16 protein-coding genes, 1 tRNA gene and 1 pseudogene are annotated in these 16,050 nt (G+C 40.8%); 16 read left to right on the forward strand and 2 right to left on the reverse strand.

The window, feature by feature from the left end; genetic code table 11:
* Nucleotides 1–60 precede the first annotated feature (60 nt).
* From DWX28_RS16035 to DWX28_RS16050, 5 genes and pseudogenes are all read left to right on the forward strand, one after another.
* Nucleotides 61–204, forward strand: coding sequence for a hypothetical protein (locus DWX28_RS16035; RefSeq protein WP_158565328.1), 144 nt, complete (start codon nucleotides 61–63; stop codon nucleotides 202–204).
* A 160-nt stretch (nucleotides 205–364) separates the two neighbouring features.
* Nucleotides 365–1,078, forward strand: coding sequence for a YczE/YyaS/YitT family protein (locus DWX28_RS16040; RefSeq protein WP_118253832.1), 714 nt, complete (start codon nucleotides 365–367; stop codon nucleotides 1,076–1,078).
* 207 nt (nucleotides 1,079–1,285) lie between these two features.
* Nucleotides 1,286–1,878 (forward strand): annotated as a pseudogene (locus tag DWX28_RS16045) (transposase); the annotation flags it as partial.
* Nucleotides 1,853–1,990 carry a transcriptional regulator gene (locus tag DWX28_RS19625; RefSeq protein ID WP_022213550.1) on the forward strand — a complete coding sequence of 46 codons (138 nt, stop codon included), beginning with the start codon at nucleotides 1,853–1,855 and terminating at the stop codon, nucleotides 1,988–1,990. The pseudogene DWX28_RS16045 and the gene DWX28_RS19625, both read left to right, overlap by 26 nt.
* A gap of 24 nt (nucleotides 1,991–2,014) precedes the next feature.
* Nucleotides 2,015–3,763, forward strand: a complete 1,749-nt coding sequence (locus DWX28_RS16050) for an ABC transporter ATP-binding protein (RefSeq protein WP_022213549.1) — start codon at nucleotides 2,015–2,017, stop codon at nucleotides 3,761–3,763.
* A 126-nt stretch (nucleotides 3,764–3,889) separates the two neighbouring features.
* Here DWX28_RS16050 and DWX28_RS16055 read toward each other — a convergent pair whose 3' ends face one another.
* Entirely contained in the window at nucleotides 3,890–4,912 is a 1,023-nt protein-coding gene (locus DWX28_RS16055) for a LacI family DNA-binding transcriptional regulator (protein ID WP_118253834.1), read from the reverse strand.
* Nucleotides 4,913–5,308: 396 nt separating this feature from the next.
* On the opposite strand from DWX28_RS16055, the gene DWX28_RS16060 reads away from it, so the two are divergent.
* The 11 genes from DWX28_RS16060 (at nucleotide 5,309) to DWX28_RS16110 (ending at nucleotide 15,097) form a co-directional block, all read left to right on the forward strand.
* Nucleotides 5,309–6,184 carry a D-psicose 3-epimerase gene (locus DWX28_RS16060; protein ID WP_118253837.1) on the forward strand — a complete coding sequence of 292 codons (876 nt, stop codon included), beginning with the start codon at nucleotides 5,309–5,311 and terminating at the stop codon, nucleotides 6,182–6,184.
* Nucleotides 6,185–6,195: 11 nt separating this feature from the next.
* Nucleotides 6,196–7,146 (forward strand): sugar kinase, encoded by a 951-nt coding sequence (locus tag DWX28_RS16065; protein ID WP_118253840.1) that lies wholly within the window; start codon nucleotides 6,196–6,198, stop codon nucleotides 7,144–7,146.
* Nucleotides 7,147–7,167: 21 nt separating this feature from the next.
* The gene (locus tag DWX28_RS16070) at nucleotides 7,168–8,655 is read left to right on the forward strand and encodes a sugar ABC transporter ATP-binding protein (RefSeq protein ID WP_118253843.1); all 1,488 of its coding nucleotides are present in this window, start codon (nucleotides 7,168–7,170) and stop codon (nucleotides 8,653–8,655) included.
* A 25-nt stretch (nucleotides 8,656–8,680) separates the two neighbouring features.
* Nucleotides 8,681–9,661, forward strand: a complete 981-nt coding sequence (locus DWX28_RS16075) for an ABC transporter permease (RefSeq protein ID WP_118253845.1) — start codon at nucleotides 8,681–8,683, stop codon at nucleotides 9,659–9,661.
* Between the two features lie 67 nt (nucleotides 9,662–9,728).
* Nucleotides 9,729–10,706, forward strand: coding sequence for a sugar ABC transporter substrate-binding protein (locus tag DWX28_RS16080; RefSeq protein ID WP_118253849.1), 978 nt, complete (start codon nucleotides 9,729–9,731; stop codon nucleotides 10,704–10,706).
* 23 nt (nucleotides 10,707–10,729) lie between these two features.
* Nucleotides 10,730–11,749 (forward strand): zinc-dependent alcohol dehydrogenase, encoded by a 1,020-nt coding sequence (locus tag DWX28_RS16085; RefSeq protein ID WP_158565329.1) that lies wholly within the window; start codon nucleotides 10,730–10,732, stop codon nucleotides 11,747–11,749.
* Nucleotides 11,750–11,814: 65 nt separating this feature from the next.
* Nucleotides 11,815–12,594 carry a GolD/DthD family dehydrogenase gene (locus tag DWX28_RS16090; protein ID WP_118253855.1) on the forward strand — a complete coding sequence of 260 codons (780 nt, stop codon included), beginning with the start codon at nucleotides 11,815–11,817 and terminating at the stop codon, nucleotides 12,592–12,594.
* Nucleotides 12,595–12,618: 24 nt separating this feature from the next.
* Entirely contained in the window at nucleotides 12,619–13,470 is an 852-nt protein-coding gene (gene fba / locus DWX28_RS16095) for a class II fructose-1,6-bisphosphate aldolase (RefSeq protein WP_118253857.1), read from the forward strand.
* Nucleotides 13,471–13,491: 21 nt separating this feature from the next.
* Nucleotides 13,492–14,424 (forward strand): 1-phosphofructokinase, encoded by a 933-nt coding sequence (gene pfkB, locus DWX28_RS16100; RefSeq protein WP_118253860.1) that lies wholly within the window; start codon nucleotides 13,492–13,494, stop codon nucleotides 14,422–14,424.
* A 143-nt stretch (nucleotides 14,425–14,567) separates the two neighbouring features.
* Nucleotides 14,568–14,638: transfer RNA gene (locus tag DWX28_RS16105), tRNA-Gly, on the forward strand.
* Nucleotides 14,639–14,746: 108 nt separating this feature from the next.
* On the forward strand, nucleotides 14,747–15,097 hold the full coding sequence (locus DWX28_RS16110) for a VOC family protein (protein ID WP_118253862.1): 351 nt from the start codon (nucleotides 14,747–14,749) through the stop codon (nucleotides 15,095–15,097).
* Between the two features lie 142 nt (nucleotides 15,098–15,239).
* On the opposite strand, the gene thrH is transcribed toward DWX28_RS16110, so the two are convergent.
* On the reverse strand, nucleotides 15,240–15,845 hold the full coding sequence (gene thrH / locus DWX28_RS16115; protein ID WP_118253865.1) for a bifunctional phosphoserine phosphatase/homoserine phosphotransferase ThrH: 606 nt from the start codon (nucleotides 15,843–15,845) through the stop codon (nucleotides 15,240–15,242).
* Nucleotides 15,846–16,050 lie beyond the last annotated feature (205 nt).

Here is a 16,050-nt window from a genome sequence, read left to right on the forward strand (position 1 = left end):
ATTGAGCAAGAAGCCCCCACTTCAAAATCAAAGATTTAAGTGGTGGGAGCATGTCACAAGATGATGGATGAGGTTCACAGCAAATATGGTTCTATTGACATTCTCGTAAACAACGCAGGCATTACAGTGAGAGAATCGGTCATGGAGATCATGCAGTCCCTCAAGGCAGACGGATGCGAAAAGATGACCGCAGTGCAATCGTAAAATACTATGAAAAAGCATCCAAAGTTTCTGTAGAAAGAGATAAATAAAAAGAAAGATTCATTCCTCTATATGTTTTTAACCGCTTCCCGCATATATCATCTTTGTTTGATATATGCGGGATTTTGTGCTAAGATAATCCCCGGAAAGTGAGTGAATATAAATGAAAAAGAGTTCAACTTTACGGGTGATTTTCTACGTTGTGGGGCTTCTTGTCCTGGCGTTGGGAATCATTCTGAATACGAAATCAGGGCTTGGCGTTTCGCCGATTATCTCGGTATCTTATAGTATTTCTACTATATGGAATTTCAATTTTGGTAACATGACGTTTGTGCTGTATACAGTTTTTGTGATTGTGGAAATAATCCTGCATACGATCTGGAATCACAGGGAGGCGGCGAAGGAAAGCGCAGCATTAAAACCGGCGGCAAGGAAATCGCTTCCACTTATCCTTGGAATGGATCTTCTGCAGCTTCCGCTGAGTCTGATCTTTACCAGATTCATGAACCTGTTTTCTGCGTGGATTCCGGCACCATCACATGGATTTGCTTCACAGCTTCTTGTTCTGGCAGGAGGCATTATCTGCACAGGAATCGGAGCGGCAATGTCTCTGAATATGCGCATCATTCCAAATCCAGGCGACGGTATCGTACAGGCGATTGCAGATTTTATCCACAAACCGGTTGGTTTTACTAAGAATTGTTTTGACCTTTTTAACATCTGCATTACAATCAGTGTGGGAATGATCTTTGCACATAAGCTGGTTGGAGTGGGAATCGGAACCGTGGTTGCGGTACTTGGTGTTGGACGTGTGATCGCATTATTTAATCATTTCTTTATGAAGAAGATGACCGAGGCGGCAGGAGTTGAGTATTAAATATGATGGAAGGGAACATCAAAAATATTTCATAAAATAAACCTGAATTATTCACGGCTTTGTCGTGAAAGTGGCTGAAAGCCACATAGTTACTGTATTTTAATTGCACATTGCTTTTCACTTATTAAGTGAATGAAAAAAGAGCATCCATTTGTGGTAAAATTAAGGTGTTCAAAGTCTTAACAATCCCAAACAAAGAAGCCCTTTATGAGTATTGTAAACACCTTTTCACTTCAAAGCAATAGGCAAATTAAAATAAATTTTGATGGAGGTGATCTATCCTCCGATGCAGGTCTTCTTTTGATAAAAGAATTCGCTGCAAAGATCGGCTTTACAAAGCTGATCAAAAAGAAGTTTAAAACCAATGATAAGTCTATCCGGTTTCACAAAGACCATGAAAACTTATTACAGATGATCTATCAGATCATCTCTGCATATTTTCAGGATGACTGTGCGGATGAACTGACTCTGGATCCTGTTTTCAATGTCATTCTTGATAAAGAAAGTCTGGCATTGCAGCCAACATTATCAAGATTTTTCAACCGTATGGATGAAGATACTCTGGTACAGTTTGATGACATTGATAAAAATCTTAGGGATATCATTTATTTCATAAAATGCCCGGAGCATGTGCTTCTGGATTTAGACAGTACTCTTTTGGGTACTTATGGCAGGCAGGAAGGAGAAGGATTCAACTTCCATTATCAGGCACATGGCATCCATTACTATGCTATGACGGACTGACTGGAGACCTGATAAAAGCGGAACTCCGAGATGGAACGCTCCATTGCAGCAATGGGGCAGAGAGCGGCAGATCTTATTCTTGAAGATATAGAAGCTGCTAAAGATAATAAGCCAAGTGTTCAACATATGGTATTTGGTACGAAATTGATGGAGAGAGAGACGACATAAAATAAAAGAATCAGGAGAAGAAAAATGAATCAGAAGGATTTTAAGGACAAAAGCGAATTGCAGATTTTTCTGTCGTATTTTAAACCACACAGAAAACTGTTTTTCCTGGATATGGTGTGTGCATTGGCGATTGCAATGATCGATCTGGCATTTCCGTTTATTTCCAGATGGTGTATGTACAAACTTTTGCCGGATAACGCGTGGAGAACATTCTGGACGGTAATGGCGGTGGTGTTCTGTGCCTATATTTTGCGGTCAGTTTTTACTTATATTATTACCTACTGGGGACATACATTTGGTGTTCGGATAGAGACGGATTTCAGGCGTGATCTGTTTCAGCATATTCAGGAACTGAGTTATGCATATTTTGATAATGCCCGCGTGGGACAGCTGATGAGCCAGCTCACATCGGAACTTTTTGATATTACAGAGTTTGCACATCATGCGCCGGAGGATATTTTTATTTCTACGGTGACGATTATAGGTGCATTGATCATTATGTTTACGATTCAGTGGAAACTGGCACTGGTGATCGCGGTAACGATTCCGATTTTTCTCATTGTTGTGTGGAAATGCCGTTTTTCTATGCAGAACGCATCTCGTAATGTAAAAAAAGAAATGGCAGCGATCAACACAGATTTTGAATCTGGACTTTCTGGTCTTCGTACTGCAAAGGCATTTGCAAATGAAGAAAAAGAGCTTGACAAATTTGACTCTGCAAATTTAAGTTATCGCGATTCTAAAGCGGATTTTTACAGAGCTATGGGTCGATTTAATGCAGTAATGGAATTTTTTATGTGCATTCTTTCAGCAATCGTAATTGCAGTTGGAGGTGCCCTGATTATGTCGGACCAGCTGAATATTATTGATCTGATCACATTCAGCCTGTATGTTTCAACTTTTGTGAATCCAGTAAGAAAGCTTTCGACGACAGTGGAACTGATTGCGAATGGAACTGCCAGCCTACATAGATATGTGCAATTGATGAGAACAGAAGCGATGCTGAAAGATGCTCCGGATGCAGTAGAACTTCAGAAGGTAGAAGGAAAGATTGATATTGAGCATGTGGGATTTTCCTATGAAGGTGACCATGAGGTGCTCCAAGATGTCTCACTTCATATTGTTCCGGGTGAAACGATTGCGTTTGTCGGATCTTCGGGTGGCGGCAAGACAACACTCAGTCAGCTGATCCCGAGGTTTTATGATGTGACTGAAGGAAGGATTTCTGTTGATGGTGTGGATGTGCGAAAGGCAACACAGGAATCTCTGCATAAAAATATTGGTGTGGTGCAGCAGGATGTCTTTCTTTTTGCAGACAGCATTGCAGAAAATATTCGTTACGGGAAACTGGATGCGACAATGGATGAGATCATCCGGGCCGCAAAGATGGCAGAGATTTATGATGACATCATGGAAATGCCAAAAGGTTTTGATACGAATGTCGGAGAGAGGGGCGTTCTTCTTTCTGGCGGGCAGAAGCAGAGAATTTCTATCGCACGTATTTTCCTGAAAAATCCGCCGATTTTGATTCTTGATGAAGCTACTTCTGCATTGGACAGTGTGACGGAAGCGAAAATTCAGGAAACTTTTGAGAAACTAGCAGCTGGAAGAACAACGATTATCATTGCACACAGGCTGTCTACTGTGAAAAATGCGGATAATATTGCTGTCATCGAGCAGGGGCAGATTGTCGAAAATGGAACTCATGAAGAACTGATGCAGAAAGATGGTATTTATGCTTCTTTGGTTCATACGCAGGAGTTAAAAGAGTGAGATTTACAGCGGACGGTTATGCTGAATTATATGTATAAACATAAAAATATAAAAGAAAAGGGCTGAACCCCAAAACAAAGTATAGTTGCTTTGGGGCTCAGCCCTTTTGTGAGATAGATAAGATTCTTAAAGAGATTCGTCCGTGGTGATTGCGACTGGTATTTCGATAATTTCCTGTGGACGGATATTTTTGATGAGATATTCAAACAAAGTTTTGACCAGTTGATATCCTTGGAGTACAGGACTTTGTCCGAGTGCAAAGTCTACCGTTCCATTCTTGAGAAAATGAATGGTATCAGGTGTAATATCGTGACAGATGACCTTGATACGGGGATTCTTTTCTGCGATTTCCAGAGCATTGATCACACCGGTAATTCCACCGCTTGTAAGGTAGATCGCTCCGAGATTCGGGTATTTATTACAGTATTCCAGAGTAATGCGAAAAGCATCCTCCTTACGGTCCTGGTTCTCCTGAATATCTAAGATCTTGACGTTGGGGTAACTTTCTGCAAGTTTATCCTGAAATCCATGAAGTCTGTCCTGGTGGCAGGAGAGGTTATGGGAACTGATGATAACACCAATTTCAACATCAGGTTCTGCAATCTTGCCGAGAAGTCCTGCAGCAGTGCGACCGCCCTTGTAATGATTCTGCCCTACGAAACAAAGATCATGGATTCCTTCAATTCTTGAGTTAAAAGTAATGACAGCCATCTGATTTTCAATCAGATGATTGATGCGGGAAAAAACCTGTGGGTCATCCAGCGGGAAAACAGCCATACCGCTTACGTTTGCTTCTACAAGTTCATTAATGATACTGAGCTGCTCGGCTGGTTCCAGTGAAGTCATCATTTTTGTAATAACTTCAATTCCAAAAGCCGAAAATTCTTCCTGAGCATTGTTGATTCCAGTCAGAAGATCCTGAACAAAAGGGTTATAGTCAGGTGTCAGGATAATTCCAAGTTTAATAGGATCTCTGCTGTGTACCAAAGCCTTACCAATGAAGTTCGGCTGATAGTTAAGCTGTTTGGCGATTTTAAGTACTTTCTCACGTGTAGTATCTTTGACTCCGGGACGATTGTTAAGTACTTTGTCGACAGTTCCCCGCGATACATTTGCCAGGGCTGCAATTTCTTTTATAGTTACAGGCATATAAAACTCCTTTTTGTGACTCGTATTGCATTGAAACATACATTAAACATACATGAAACATATATATATCTGAGATGTAAAATCTCAATAATATATACTAGAAGTTTACCATGATTTACCTTTGGTGTCTATAGTTTATATCTTAAAAAGAGCACGAGCACAAAATAAAAAATGATCGGGGGTGGGTAAAAATGGATATAGTAAAAATATATAAAAATAAATCGAAAAATATAGATAATATTGACTATTGAATACAATAAATAATTGTGATACTATAAAAACAACAAAAAGAGCACGAGCACATTAAAGAAGAATCGTAAAAATATGGTAAAAAAATAAAATTAAAAAAACCATGAAATTGTGCACGAGCAATATTTATAAAGAGAGGTAAAAAATATGAAATTTGGTGCGTTATATTCTTACTGGGGACATGAATGGAAATGCGATTACATTGAAACAGCAAAAAGAATGCATGCATGTGGATGCGAAGTGCTTGAAGTTGGAGCACCACATCTTCTGGACATGACAGATGAACAGTTAAAAGAACTGAAAGATACCTGCGATGGACTTGGAATGGAGATCACTTCCAATATCGGACCTGCTGAAGAATACGATCTGGCTTCTGAAGACCCGGCAGTTCGTGCGAACGGAGTAAAATATCTTACAGACATCCTCAGAGCGATGGCAAAGATCGGATCCAAATCTCTGGTTGGTGCAATGTATTCTTACTGGCCATGCAAAAACTTTAAATATGATGACAAAGAGGGCGCATGGGAAAGAAGCATTGAAGGCATGAAAGAAGTTGCCAAGGTTGCTGAAGAACTTGATATTGAGTGCTGTCTGGAAGTTCTTAACAGATTTGAAACTTACATTATGACAAACTGTGAGGAAGCAGTAGAGTACTGTAAGAGAGTTGGAAGCAAAAATGTAAATATCCTTCTGGATACTTTCCATATGAATATTGAGGAAGATAATCTTCCAGATGCTATCAGAAAAGCTGGTCCACTTCTTGGACACTTCCATGTAGGTGAAGGAAACAGAAAACTTCCTGGAATGAGCAAAGGCTCCATGCCATGGGCAGAAATGGGAGAAGCTTTAAGAGAGATCGGTTATAACAAAGCAGTTGTTGCAGAGCCGTTCATGCTGCCAGGAGGAAGCGTTGGAGCAGATATTAAAGTTTGGAGAGATCTGAGCAATGGAGCTGACGGAGCACAGATGGATAAATATCTGATAGAATCTATGGCATTCCTGAAAGAAAAATTTAACGGATAAGAGGTGCTGATATGGCTGAAATAGTAATTATGGGTGAACTGCTCGTTGAGATCATGAGAGCAGAAGAAGATGTACAGCTTTTTGAGACCGGAAAGTATTTCAGAGGCCCGTTCCCAAGTGGAGCACCGGGAATTTTTATCAGTACAGCAGCGAGACTTGGACACAGTGCAGCGATTATTTCCGGTGTTGGAAATGATGATTTTGGAAAAAATATTCTGGATCGTCTCAAGAGTGTAGGTGTAGATTGCAGCAGAGTTCTTATCAGTGATGAGGCTTCCACAGGAGCAGCATTTGTAACTTATTTCAAAAATGGAGACAGAAAGTTTATTTTCCATATTAATCACACTCCGGCAGTAGCAGCCAAGGCTCCTGAAAATACAGATGATTTTAATGATACGAAATACTTCCATGTAATGGGATGCTCTCTGATGGCATCTGTAGAATTTGGCAAAGAAGTTGTCAAGACCATGCATCTTCTCAAGGAAAAAGGTGCAAAAGTAAGTTTTGATCCAAATGTCAGATTAGAGATGTTAAAAGATCCGGAAGCGATGGAAATTGTAAAACAGGTTTATAAAGAATCCAACATCTTTATGCCAGGTGTTTCAGAGCTGAAGATGATCACAGGAGAAGATGATCTGGAAAAAGCAATTCGAAAAGTATTCGAGGATAACAAAAATATGGAACTTCTCGTTCTGAAGAATGGATCTAAAGGATCTGAGATATATGGACCGGAAGGACTGATCGACAAAGTAGGCGTATATCCTGTAACCCAGGTAGATGCAACTGGTGCTGGAGACAGTTACGATGCAGCATTTATCTGTGGACTTGCAGAAGGCAAAAGCATTATTGATGCGGCACGTATGGGCGCAGCAGCGGGAGCCTTAAATGCAGCAGCATTTGGACCAATGGAGGGAAATATAAGTCAGCAGACCATACAGTCGATGATTGATGCCAATGCATAAATTCATCAGATGGAGGCACAGATGAGTGAAATTAAACTTGAGTTAAAGAATATTTCAAAAAGTTTTCCGGGCGTGAAAGCACTGGACGGCGTAAATATCGCGCTGAGAAAAGGTACCGTTCACGCAGTTATGGGTGAAAATGGTGCCGGTAAATCAACATTGATGAAAATTATCAATGGCCTTTATCAGAGAGATGAAGGCCAGGTAATTCTGGATGGCAAAGAAGTTCATTTTTCAGGCCCGATGGAATCACAGGCCGCAGGTATTGCGATGATTTATCAGGAACTGAACTTCTTTCCGGAACTTTCAATAGCGGAAAACATTTTTATGAAACGCCAGCCAACAAAGGGTGGACATGTTGACTGGAAAAAGATGATGGAGATGGCAAAAAAGATCCTGGATGAAAATGATCTGCCTTATGATCCAAAAACAAAGATTAAAGAACTTCCGATCGCAAGTATTCAGATGTTGGAAATTGTAAAGGCAGTTGCTTTTAAGGCACAGGTTATCATCATGGATGAGCCGACATCCTCTATTTCAAACAAAGAAGTAGACATGTTGTTTGAAAAGATCAGAAAACTGCGTGAGCAGGGAATCAGTTTCCTTTATATCAGTCACAAAATGGAAGAGATTTTCCAGATCGCAGATGATATTACGATCATTCGAGATGGAAAGAGTATTATCAGCGGACCGGTAAAAGATTTTACAGAAGATTCCATTATCACTCACATGGTTGGACGCTCAATTGACAATATTTATCCAAAGGAAGAAGTTCCAATCGGAGATGTTGTTTTTGAAGCCAAAAACCTTTGCAGTAAAGACATGTTCAAAAATGTCTGCCTTAATGTAAGAAAAGGTGAGATTGTAGGAATGGCCGGCCTGGTCGGAGCCGGAAGAAGTGAGGTGTGCAGAGCAATCTTTGGTCTGGATCCACTGGATTCTGGAGAAATCACTCTGGCGGGTAAACCTTATAAACCAAAAGATGTTACTCATGCGATCAAAAATAAGATTCTGATGATTACCGAGGACCGTAAAAAAGAGGGAATTATCGGAGTAAGATCCTGCAGAGAAAACATAACTCTTACAAGTCATCATATTGAAAAAGGCGGCTTTATCAATCTGAAAAAAGAGGTTCAGGATGCACAGAGAATGTCCGAGATGCTGAAAGTCCGTTTTGCAGGAATCGAAACACCGATAGGATCACTCAGTGGTGGAAACCAGCAGAAAGTACTGCTTTGCCGCTGGCTGATGCTCGAAAGTAATCTTTTGATTCTGGATGAGCCGACAAGAGGTATTGATGTCGGTGCAAAACTTGAAATCTATAATATCATTACAGACCTTGCGAAGAAAGGCTATGCGATACTGATGATTTCTTCTGAAATGCCAGAGCTTCTTGGTATGTGTGACAGAATCTACGTTATGAGTCAGGGGTATGTAACAGGATGCTTAAACAGAAATGAATTTGAGCAGGAAAGAATCATGCAACTGGCAACAGGACATGTGAAATGATCAACAGGTTATGGAGGATTCTCAAATGAAAAGTAAATCAAAGATAAATATTCAAAAATATTCACTGATATTGATCTTGATTGCCATGATGGTTGTCTGTTCTTTCTTATCCAGTAACTTTTTTACAGCAAAGAACCTGACAAATATTTTGAAACAGGTTAGTATCGTGACAATTTGTGCATTTGCACAGGGTATGATCATTATCTGCGGTGAGATCGACCTTTCTATTGGTTATCTGGCCGGTATGGCAGGAAGTTATGCCTGCATCGTATATGTAGCAACAGAAAATCTTGTAATTGCTTTCCTGGTTGGTATTTTACTGGGAGCTCTTGTTGGAGCAATCAACGGATTGTTTGTAGCATATTTCAAGCTTCCGTCATTTATCGTAACTCTGGCTATGCAGACAGTCTGCTTTGGTGCGATCTGCCTGTATACAGGAGGTCAGAATATTTACAAAATTGGTAATTTCAAAATTTTTGGACAGGGTGAAGTATTCGGAATCATTCCAGTTACAGTAACATTCATGCTTATTATGTTGGTGATCACTCATATCATTCTGAAATATACCAAATTCGGACGTTATCTGTATGCAATCGGAGGAAACTCAGAGGCAGCCAATGCAGCAGGTATCCAGGTATGCAAAATCAAATGGACAGCATTTATTGTTTCCGGTATTTTTGCAGCAATCGCAGGTATGGTTATGATGGGACGTCTGAATGCAGGTATTCCAAGTGAAGGTACCGGATACGAAACAGATGCCATCACAGCAACTGTTATCGGTGGTACAAGCTTCTCAGGTGGTGCAGGTACAGCATTCGGAACACTTCTGGGTTCTCTGATCATTGGTGTCCTGAACAATATTATGAACCTGATGGGAATTGATTCTTACTTACAGATGATTATCAAGGGGGCGATCATTATCTTCGCAGTACTTATTGATGTATTATCCAAGACACAGAAGATAAAAGTTAAGATTATGGCTCCGGCAGAAGGCGGACAGAAATAATAATCAAAGAACTTTATTGTGCGAACAATAAATATAAAACGAAAAATGTAAAAGGAGGATTTACAAAATGAAAGCAAAGAAGGTATTCAGCGTACTTATGGCAGCAGCAATGATGGCAGGTGTGATGACAGGGGGAACAGCAACAACTGTATCAGCAGCAGACACTTACAAAGTAGCTTTTCTTCCGACAGATATGTCAGCGACTTTCGCTTCCTGGCTGGCAAGCGAGCTGCAGACAGCATTTGATCAGTATGACGATATGGAACTGACAGTTATTGACTCCAAGAATGAACTGGAAACACAGATCAGTTCTCTGGAAACCTGCGTATCGCAGGGATATGATTATATCATTCTTCTTCCACTTGAGCCGGCAGCAGAAGATGACCTTGTAGAAGGATATATCAATGACGGAACTCCGATCATGAATATTAACCTTGATGATCTGGCAGTAGAAAAAGCATCCAGTGTTATCGCAAATCCATATGACCTTGGAACTGTTGTAGCCGAAGAAGCAAAGAAAAATCTTCCAGAAGATGCGAAAGTAGTTGTTCTGTTAGGACCATCTGGAAATACAGACTCTATTGAAAGACGTAGAGCATATGAAGATGTTCTTTTCTCTCAGAATGAGAACATCACAATCCTTGATGAGCAGATCGGTGACTGGGAAAAATCTAAAGGAATGGAATACATGGAAAACTGGCTGCAGGTTTATGATGATGTAGACGCTGTAATTTCCATGAACGATGCTATGGCAATCGGTGCGTATGAAGCAGCAAAAGATGCAGGCGTAGCTGATGATATCCAGTTCTACGGAGTTGATGGTCTGGCAGATGCTGCAGTAGCAATTAACGATGGTGAGATGAATGCAACAGCACTTCAGGATGCACAGGTTATGGCAGAAGAAGGCGCTCGTATTGCACACGAAGTTCTTACAGGTGAGAACAAAGACGGATATGAGAAAGTTCAGATTCCTGTAACTCTGATCACAAAAGACAATGTTTCTGAGTTCATCGACAGATATACAGAAAACGGAATGCTTAAATAAGAATGATGGAGGATATACATACTATGAAACAGGCAGTTTTAACATCACCGGAAACAATTACATTCAGTGAAATTGACAAACCAGTTATTAAACCAAATGAAATTTTAATGAAAGTGAAAAATATTGGTATCTGCGGCTCTGATATCCATGCATACTATGGAAAACATCCATTTATGTCATTCCCGATTCGTCTGGGACATGAAATGGCAGGTGAAGTAGTAGAAGTTGGTTCAGAAGTAAAAGGAATCAATGTGGGTGATCTGGTAACTGCTATGCCGCAGGAATTCTGCCACGAATGCGAACCATGTAAGAGTGGAAGATACAATATCTGTGACACACTGGAAGTTATCGGTTGTCAGACACCGGGAGCTGCATGTGAATATTTCAATGTTGATTCAGCGCTGATCAAGAAAATTCCGGATGGAATGTCAGCAAGGATTGCAGCAACAATTGAACCGGCAGCAGTTGGTGTTCATGCAGTGAGAAGAAGCGGCAGTGTGAAAGGTATGAATGTAGTGGTTATGGGAGCTGGTACGATCGGAAATGTTACAGCACAGGCTGCTATGGCAGAAGGTGCAAAGAGTGTTCTGATCACAGACTTCTCAGACTATCGTCTGGAACTTGCCGGAAAATGCGGAATTCCTCATACAGCAAATACTGGTAAAGTTTCCATGCAGGATGCGATCAAAGAAGCATTTGGTGGTGAAGGTGCAGATATCTTCTTTGAATGTGTTGGTATCGGTGCAACTGTAAATCAGGCTATCGAGTGCTCAAAGAAAGGACATGATATTGTAATCGTTGGTGTTTATGGTACTACTCCGGAGATCAATATGGCATGGGTACAGGATCGTGAATTCAGACTGATCGGTTCTCTGATGTATGTGGAGAAAGATTTCCAGGATACCATTGATTATATGGCAGCAGGCAAGATCAATATGGAACCACTGGTATCTAAAGTATTTAAGTTTGATGAATACCAGGAAGCGTTTAAATATATTGAAAATAACAAGGACGAAAGCCTTAAAATTCTTATTGAAATGTAATACTCAGAAAACCCGGCTTGAGCCGGGTTTTCTGTCTTTAATACAGATAAAAGGAGACGGATACCATGGGTGAAACAAACAAATACAGATGTTTTAATGAAGATTATTCATTAGAGGGAAAAGTTGCATTAATTACCGGTGCATCAAATGGAATTGGTATGGAAATTACAAAGATGTTTGCAAGAAAAGGTGCAGATATTGTAACTTTTGACCTGAAACGTTCAGAAGAGGTAGAAAATTATATTACAGATCAGGGAAGACAGTGTCTTACGGTAGAAGGAGATCTGACTGTTACACAGGATATTCAGAATGCGGTAGACAAGGCAATTGAGAAATTTGGAAGAATTGATGTTCTTGTAAACTGTGCAGGTATTGGTTTCCTGGAAATGGCAGCAGAGAGCACCGAAAAAGTATGGGATATGACGATGGCGGTAAATCTTACAGGAAGTACAAGAATGGCACTTGCTGTAGGAAAGACGATGATTAAAAATGGCGGTGGAAGTATCATTAACATTGCGTCTCAGGCCGGTGTTGTTGCCCTGGAGCGTCATCTTGCTTATGGAACAGCAAAAGCCGGTATTATTCAGATGACAAAACAGCTTGCACTGGAATGGGGGCAGTATGGTGTACGAATCAATGCAATTTCTCCGACGATCATTCTTACACAGATGGGTGAGATGAACTGGAATAATGAAAAGGGAGAGGCATTTAAGAAAACGATTCCGTCCAGAAGATTTGGATATCCTGAGGAAGTTGCTGCATGTGCAGTATATCTTGCAAGTGATGCAGCGAGTCTGTTTAATGGAGCAAACCTTGTAATTGATGGTGGATTTACGATTTCATAACAGTACAGGAAGGGGTAAAGAGATATGCCGTTAGTAACAACGAAAGAATTATTATTAAAAGCTCAGGAGGGTCATTACGCAGTCGGTGCTTTTAATGTAGAAAATATGGAAATGGTTCAGGCAGTAGTGGCGGCAGCAGAAGAGTTGAATGCGCCTGTTATTATGCAGACAACGCCTTCTACTGTGAAATATGCAGATGTAGATTACTTTTTTGCAAATGTAGCAACGGCGGCTAAAGAAGCCAAAGTTCCGGTTGTGATGCACCTGGATCATGGAAACAGTTTTGATTTGGCTATGAAAGCGTATCGTGCTGGTTACACCTCCATTATGATCGACGGGTCACATGAAAGCTTTGAAGATAATATTAAAGTAACGAAATCTGTTGTAGATGCCTGCCACTCTGCAGGTGTTCCAGTAGAAGCAGAGCTTGGAAAAGTTGGTGGAAAAGAAGATGATCTGGAAGGCGGTGACGGAAATCCGTATACAGTTCCTTCTGAAGCAGTTGAGTTTGTGAATGCAACAGGGGTAGATTCACTTGCGGTTGCGATCGGAACAGCTCATGGTGTTTACAAAGGAATTCCGAAGCTTGATGTGGACAGACTCAGTGAGATCAGAGAAGTCGTATCCATTCCGCTTGTTCTTCATGGCACTTCCGGTGTACCGGATGATGCGGTAAAAGAATGTATCAGCCGTGGAATCTGCAAGGTAAATTATGCAACAGATCTGCGTATTGCTTTTACAAAAGGTGTGAGAAAATACCTTATGGAAAATCCGGATGCAATCGATCCAAAGAAATATAATGCATCAGGTCGCGAAGAAGTGAAACAGTATGTAATGTCAAAGATCAAAGTCTGCGGAAGTGTAGATAAGGCATAAGACCGAAGCGGGGAGAAGATTATGATTACTACGGTGACTATGAATGCTTCAATCGACAAGGCATATTTTATGGATCATACGATTGAAAATGGGACTGTCATGCGAGTTGCCAGATGCAGGAATTCAGCAGGTGGAAAAGGACTGAATGTGGCCCGGGCAATTAAGCTGTGCGGGGAAAAAGTACAGGCAACAGGAATTACTGGTGGATTTAATGGACAGTATTTGGAATCCATGCTTGCCCGGGACGGAATTGCATATCATTTTGGACATATGGAAGGAGAAACGAGATGCTGTATCAATATTCTGGACGAAGGATATGGCTCTACGGAGTATCTGGAGCCAGGATGTGAGATTTCTGCAGAAGAAGAGGTAAAGTTTATGGAGCAACTGCCTGAAATTGTAAAAGACAGTGAGATCGTTACGATTTCAGGCAGTGTTCCCCGCGGAATGGGAAAAGATATTTATGCCAAGATCATTACAAAACTGAAAGAGGCTGGTAAAAAAGTTATTCTGGATACCAGTGGCGTTCTTTTACAGGAAGGAATGAAAGCAGCACCAACATTGGTGAAACCGAATCAGGATGAACTGGAACTGCTGTTTGATACTAAAATACATTCTATGGATGAAGTACTAAAATATGCAGTTGAAATTCAGAAATCAGGAATTCCGTATGTGGCAGTTTCGCTGGGTGGAGAAGGAGCACTTCTTGTGTGTGAAGAAGGTATTTATCATGGAAAACCTCCCAAAATCCAGGTGGTAAATACTGTTGGCTGTGGTGATTCTATGGTTGGTGGCTTGGCAGTTGCTCTTAAGAGAAATTACAGGGCAGAAGAGGCATTGCGTTATGCTGTAGCAGTATCAGCAGCAAATGCACTTTCTCCAAATACGGGAGATTTTGATCCCGTAGAATATCAGAAGATATATGACAAAGTTGTTGTCGAAAAGCTAAGATAAGGATATACTTATCCGGGACTTTTTAAAGTCCCGGATAGTGCATCTTGAGCAAATAATATATACAAATACAAAAATATAAAAAATTTTAAAAATCTGCTTGCATTTTCCGGAAAATGTGGTATTATAATTAATGCATTACAGATGCGGGTGTAGTTCAATGGTAGAACACCAGCCTTCCAAGCTGGATACGTGGGTTCGATTCCCATCACCCGCTTTTTTTGTCGCGATAAAGCACCGATTTCTTAGAAATTGGTGTTTTTTATATACTGGAAAAATTCAGGAATAGCTGTCAATATGAAGAAAAAGCAAAGGAGCGATCGGGATGAAAGATTATGCAACAGGGATCCAGCATGTAGGAATTCCTACGAAGGATATGGATGCAACAAAAAAGTTTTATGAGGATCTGGGATTTGAAACTGCGTTTGAGACAGTGAATGACGAAGCGAGGGTGTGTTTCCTCAAAATGCACAATCTGGTTATGGAAGTTTATGAGTCGGAGGATGCAGCAGGAAAAATCGGTGCCATTGAGCATGTTTATAAGGAAATCTGCGATAAAAATATGAACACACTGCAGGACGAGATCCATTTTCTTCCATTCTGGGATAATGGTGTCCGTTTCTTCACGATCAAAGGACCGAATGAAGAGAAAATAGAATTCAGCCAGTTTCTGTAAGATTTACAGAATTGGACAAATATGAAATGAAAACTCCCCGGTGGACCGCTAACCTCTATATATGAGGGGACGATCTGCCGGGGAGTTTTTTATTGCATTGTAATCAAAAAGACACTAGTTGTGTATTTATTGATTAATAGAATTATCCTTCGATCACTTTCCTGATTGCATCATACAGCTCATCATAAGTCTCGTATGCCGGGATTTCCGGGTATTCGGATTTGATGGCGTCGGTGCTCTTGAAGAGGAAGCCTGCTTTGCTTGCCTGGATCATGCCGAGGTCGTTGTGGCTGTCGCCGCTGGCGATGGTGTCGTAGCCGATAGACTGCAGGGCTTTGACCGTTGTGTATTTGGATTTTTCACAGCGCATCTTGAAGTCTGTGATCTCGCCGTTGTCTGCTACAACGAGAGAGTTGCAGAAGATAGTCGGGTAGCCGAGTTTTTTCATCAGAGGTCCTGCGAACTGAGAGAAGGTATCGCTGATGATGATCACCTGTGTCATTTCTCTGAGCTTGTCGAGGAATTCTTTTGCGCCCGGAAGCGGATCAATCTTGGAAATTGTTTCCTGAATCTCTTTCAGTCCAAGATTGTGCTCTTTCAGAATATTGAGACGGTATTTCATTAATTTGTCGTAGTCCGGCTCATCTCTTGTTGTTCTCTTTAATTCCGGGATACCGGTTTCCTCTGCGAATGCGATCCAGATTTCAGGTACCAGTACGCCCTCAAGGTCTAAACAAACAATTTCCATAATAATCCTCCGTTCTGAAGCGGCTTTAACGTTGTAATAAGGTGCCGCGTCTCTCTAAGTGTGTGTACAGACTTTATTATAGCCGAAAAATGTCGAAATCGCTATATATAATTTTGCAGAAAGAAAAATTAACAAAAACAATCGTTATCTGCGAACAGTTACAAAGAATCTCTATTGTATCTTCCTCAGGAATAGTGTTATGATA

The sequence above is a fragment of the Blautia sp. AF19-10LB genome, from assembly GCF_003461245.1.
In the GTDB taxonomy this organism is placed as follows: domain Bacteria; phylum Bacillota; class Clostridia; order Lachnospirales; family Lachnospiraceae; genus Blautia_A; species Blautia_A intestinihominis.

What these genes read in the sequence shown, in the direction of transcription:
- DWX28_RS16035 (WP_158565328.1), top strand. Translation starts at nt 61, where the DNA reads ATGATGGATGAGGTTCACAGCAAATATGGTTCTATTGACATTCTCGTA.
- DWX28_RS16040 (WP_118253832.1), top strand. Translation starts at nt 365, where the DNA reads ATGAAAAAGAGTTCAACTTTACGGGTGATTTTCTACGTTGTGGGGCTT.
- DWX28_RS19625 (WP_022213550.1), top strand. Translation starts at nt 1,853, where the DNA reads ATGGAACGCTCCATTGCAGCAATGGGGCAGAGAGCGGCAGATCTTATT.
- DWX28_RS16050 (WP_022213549.1), top strand. Translation starts at nt 2,015, where the DNA reads ATGAATCAGAAGGATTTTAAGGACAAAAGCGAATTGCAGATTTTTCTG.
- DWX28_RS16055 (WP_118253834.1), bottom strand. Translation starts at nt 4,912, where the DNA reads ATGCCTGTAACTATAAAAGAAATTGCAGCCCTGGCAAATGTATCGCGG.
- DWX28_RS16060 (WP_118253837.1), top strand. Translation starts at nt 5,309, where the DNA reads ATGAAATTTGGTGCGTTATATTCTTACTGGGGACATGAATGGAAATGC.
- DWX28_RS16065 (WP_118253840.1), top strand. Translation starts at nt 6,196, where the DNA reads ATGGCTGAAATAGTAATTATGGGTGAACTGCTCGTTGAGATCATGAGA.
- DWX28_RS16070 (WP_118253843.1), top strand. Translation starts at nt 7,168, where the DNA reads ATGAGTGAAATTAAACTTGAGTTAAAGAATATTTCAAAAAGTTTTCCG.
- DWX28_RS16075 (WP_118253845.1), top strand. Translation starts at nt 8,681, where the DNA reads ATGAAAAGTAAATCAAAGATAAATATTCAAAAATATTCACTGATATTG.
- DWX28_RS16080 (WP_118253849.1), top strand. Translation starts at nt 9,729, where the DNA reads ATGAAAGCAAAGAAGGTATTCAGCGTACTTATGGCAGCAGCAATGATG.
- DWX28_RS16085 (WP_158565329.1), top strand. Translation starts at nt 10,730, where the DNA reads ATGAAACAGGCAGTTTTAACATCACCGGAAACAATTACATTCAGTGAA.
- DWX28_RS16090 (WP_118253855.1), top strand. Translation starts at nt 11,815, where the DNA reads ATGGGTGAAACAAACAAATACAGATGTTTTAATGAAGATTATTCATTA.
- fba (WP_118253857.1), top strand. Translation starts at nt 12,619, where the DNA reads ATGCCGTTAGTAACAACGAAAGAATTATTATTAAAAGCTCAGGAGGGT.
- pfkB (WP_118253860.1), top strand. Translation starts at nt 13,492, where the DNA reads ATGATTACTACGGTGACTATGAATGCTTCAATCGACAAGGCATATTTT.
- DWX28_RS16110 (WP_118253862.1), top strand. Translation starts at nt 14,747, where the DNA reads ATGAAAGATTATGCAACAGGGATCCAGCATGTAGGAATTCCTACGAAG.
- thrH (WP_118253865.1), bottom strand. Translation starts at nt 15,845, where the DNA reads ATGGAAATTGTTTGTTTAGACCTTGAGGGCGTACTGGTACCTGAAATC.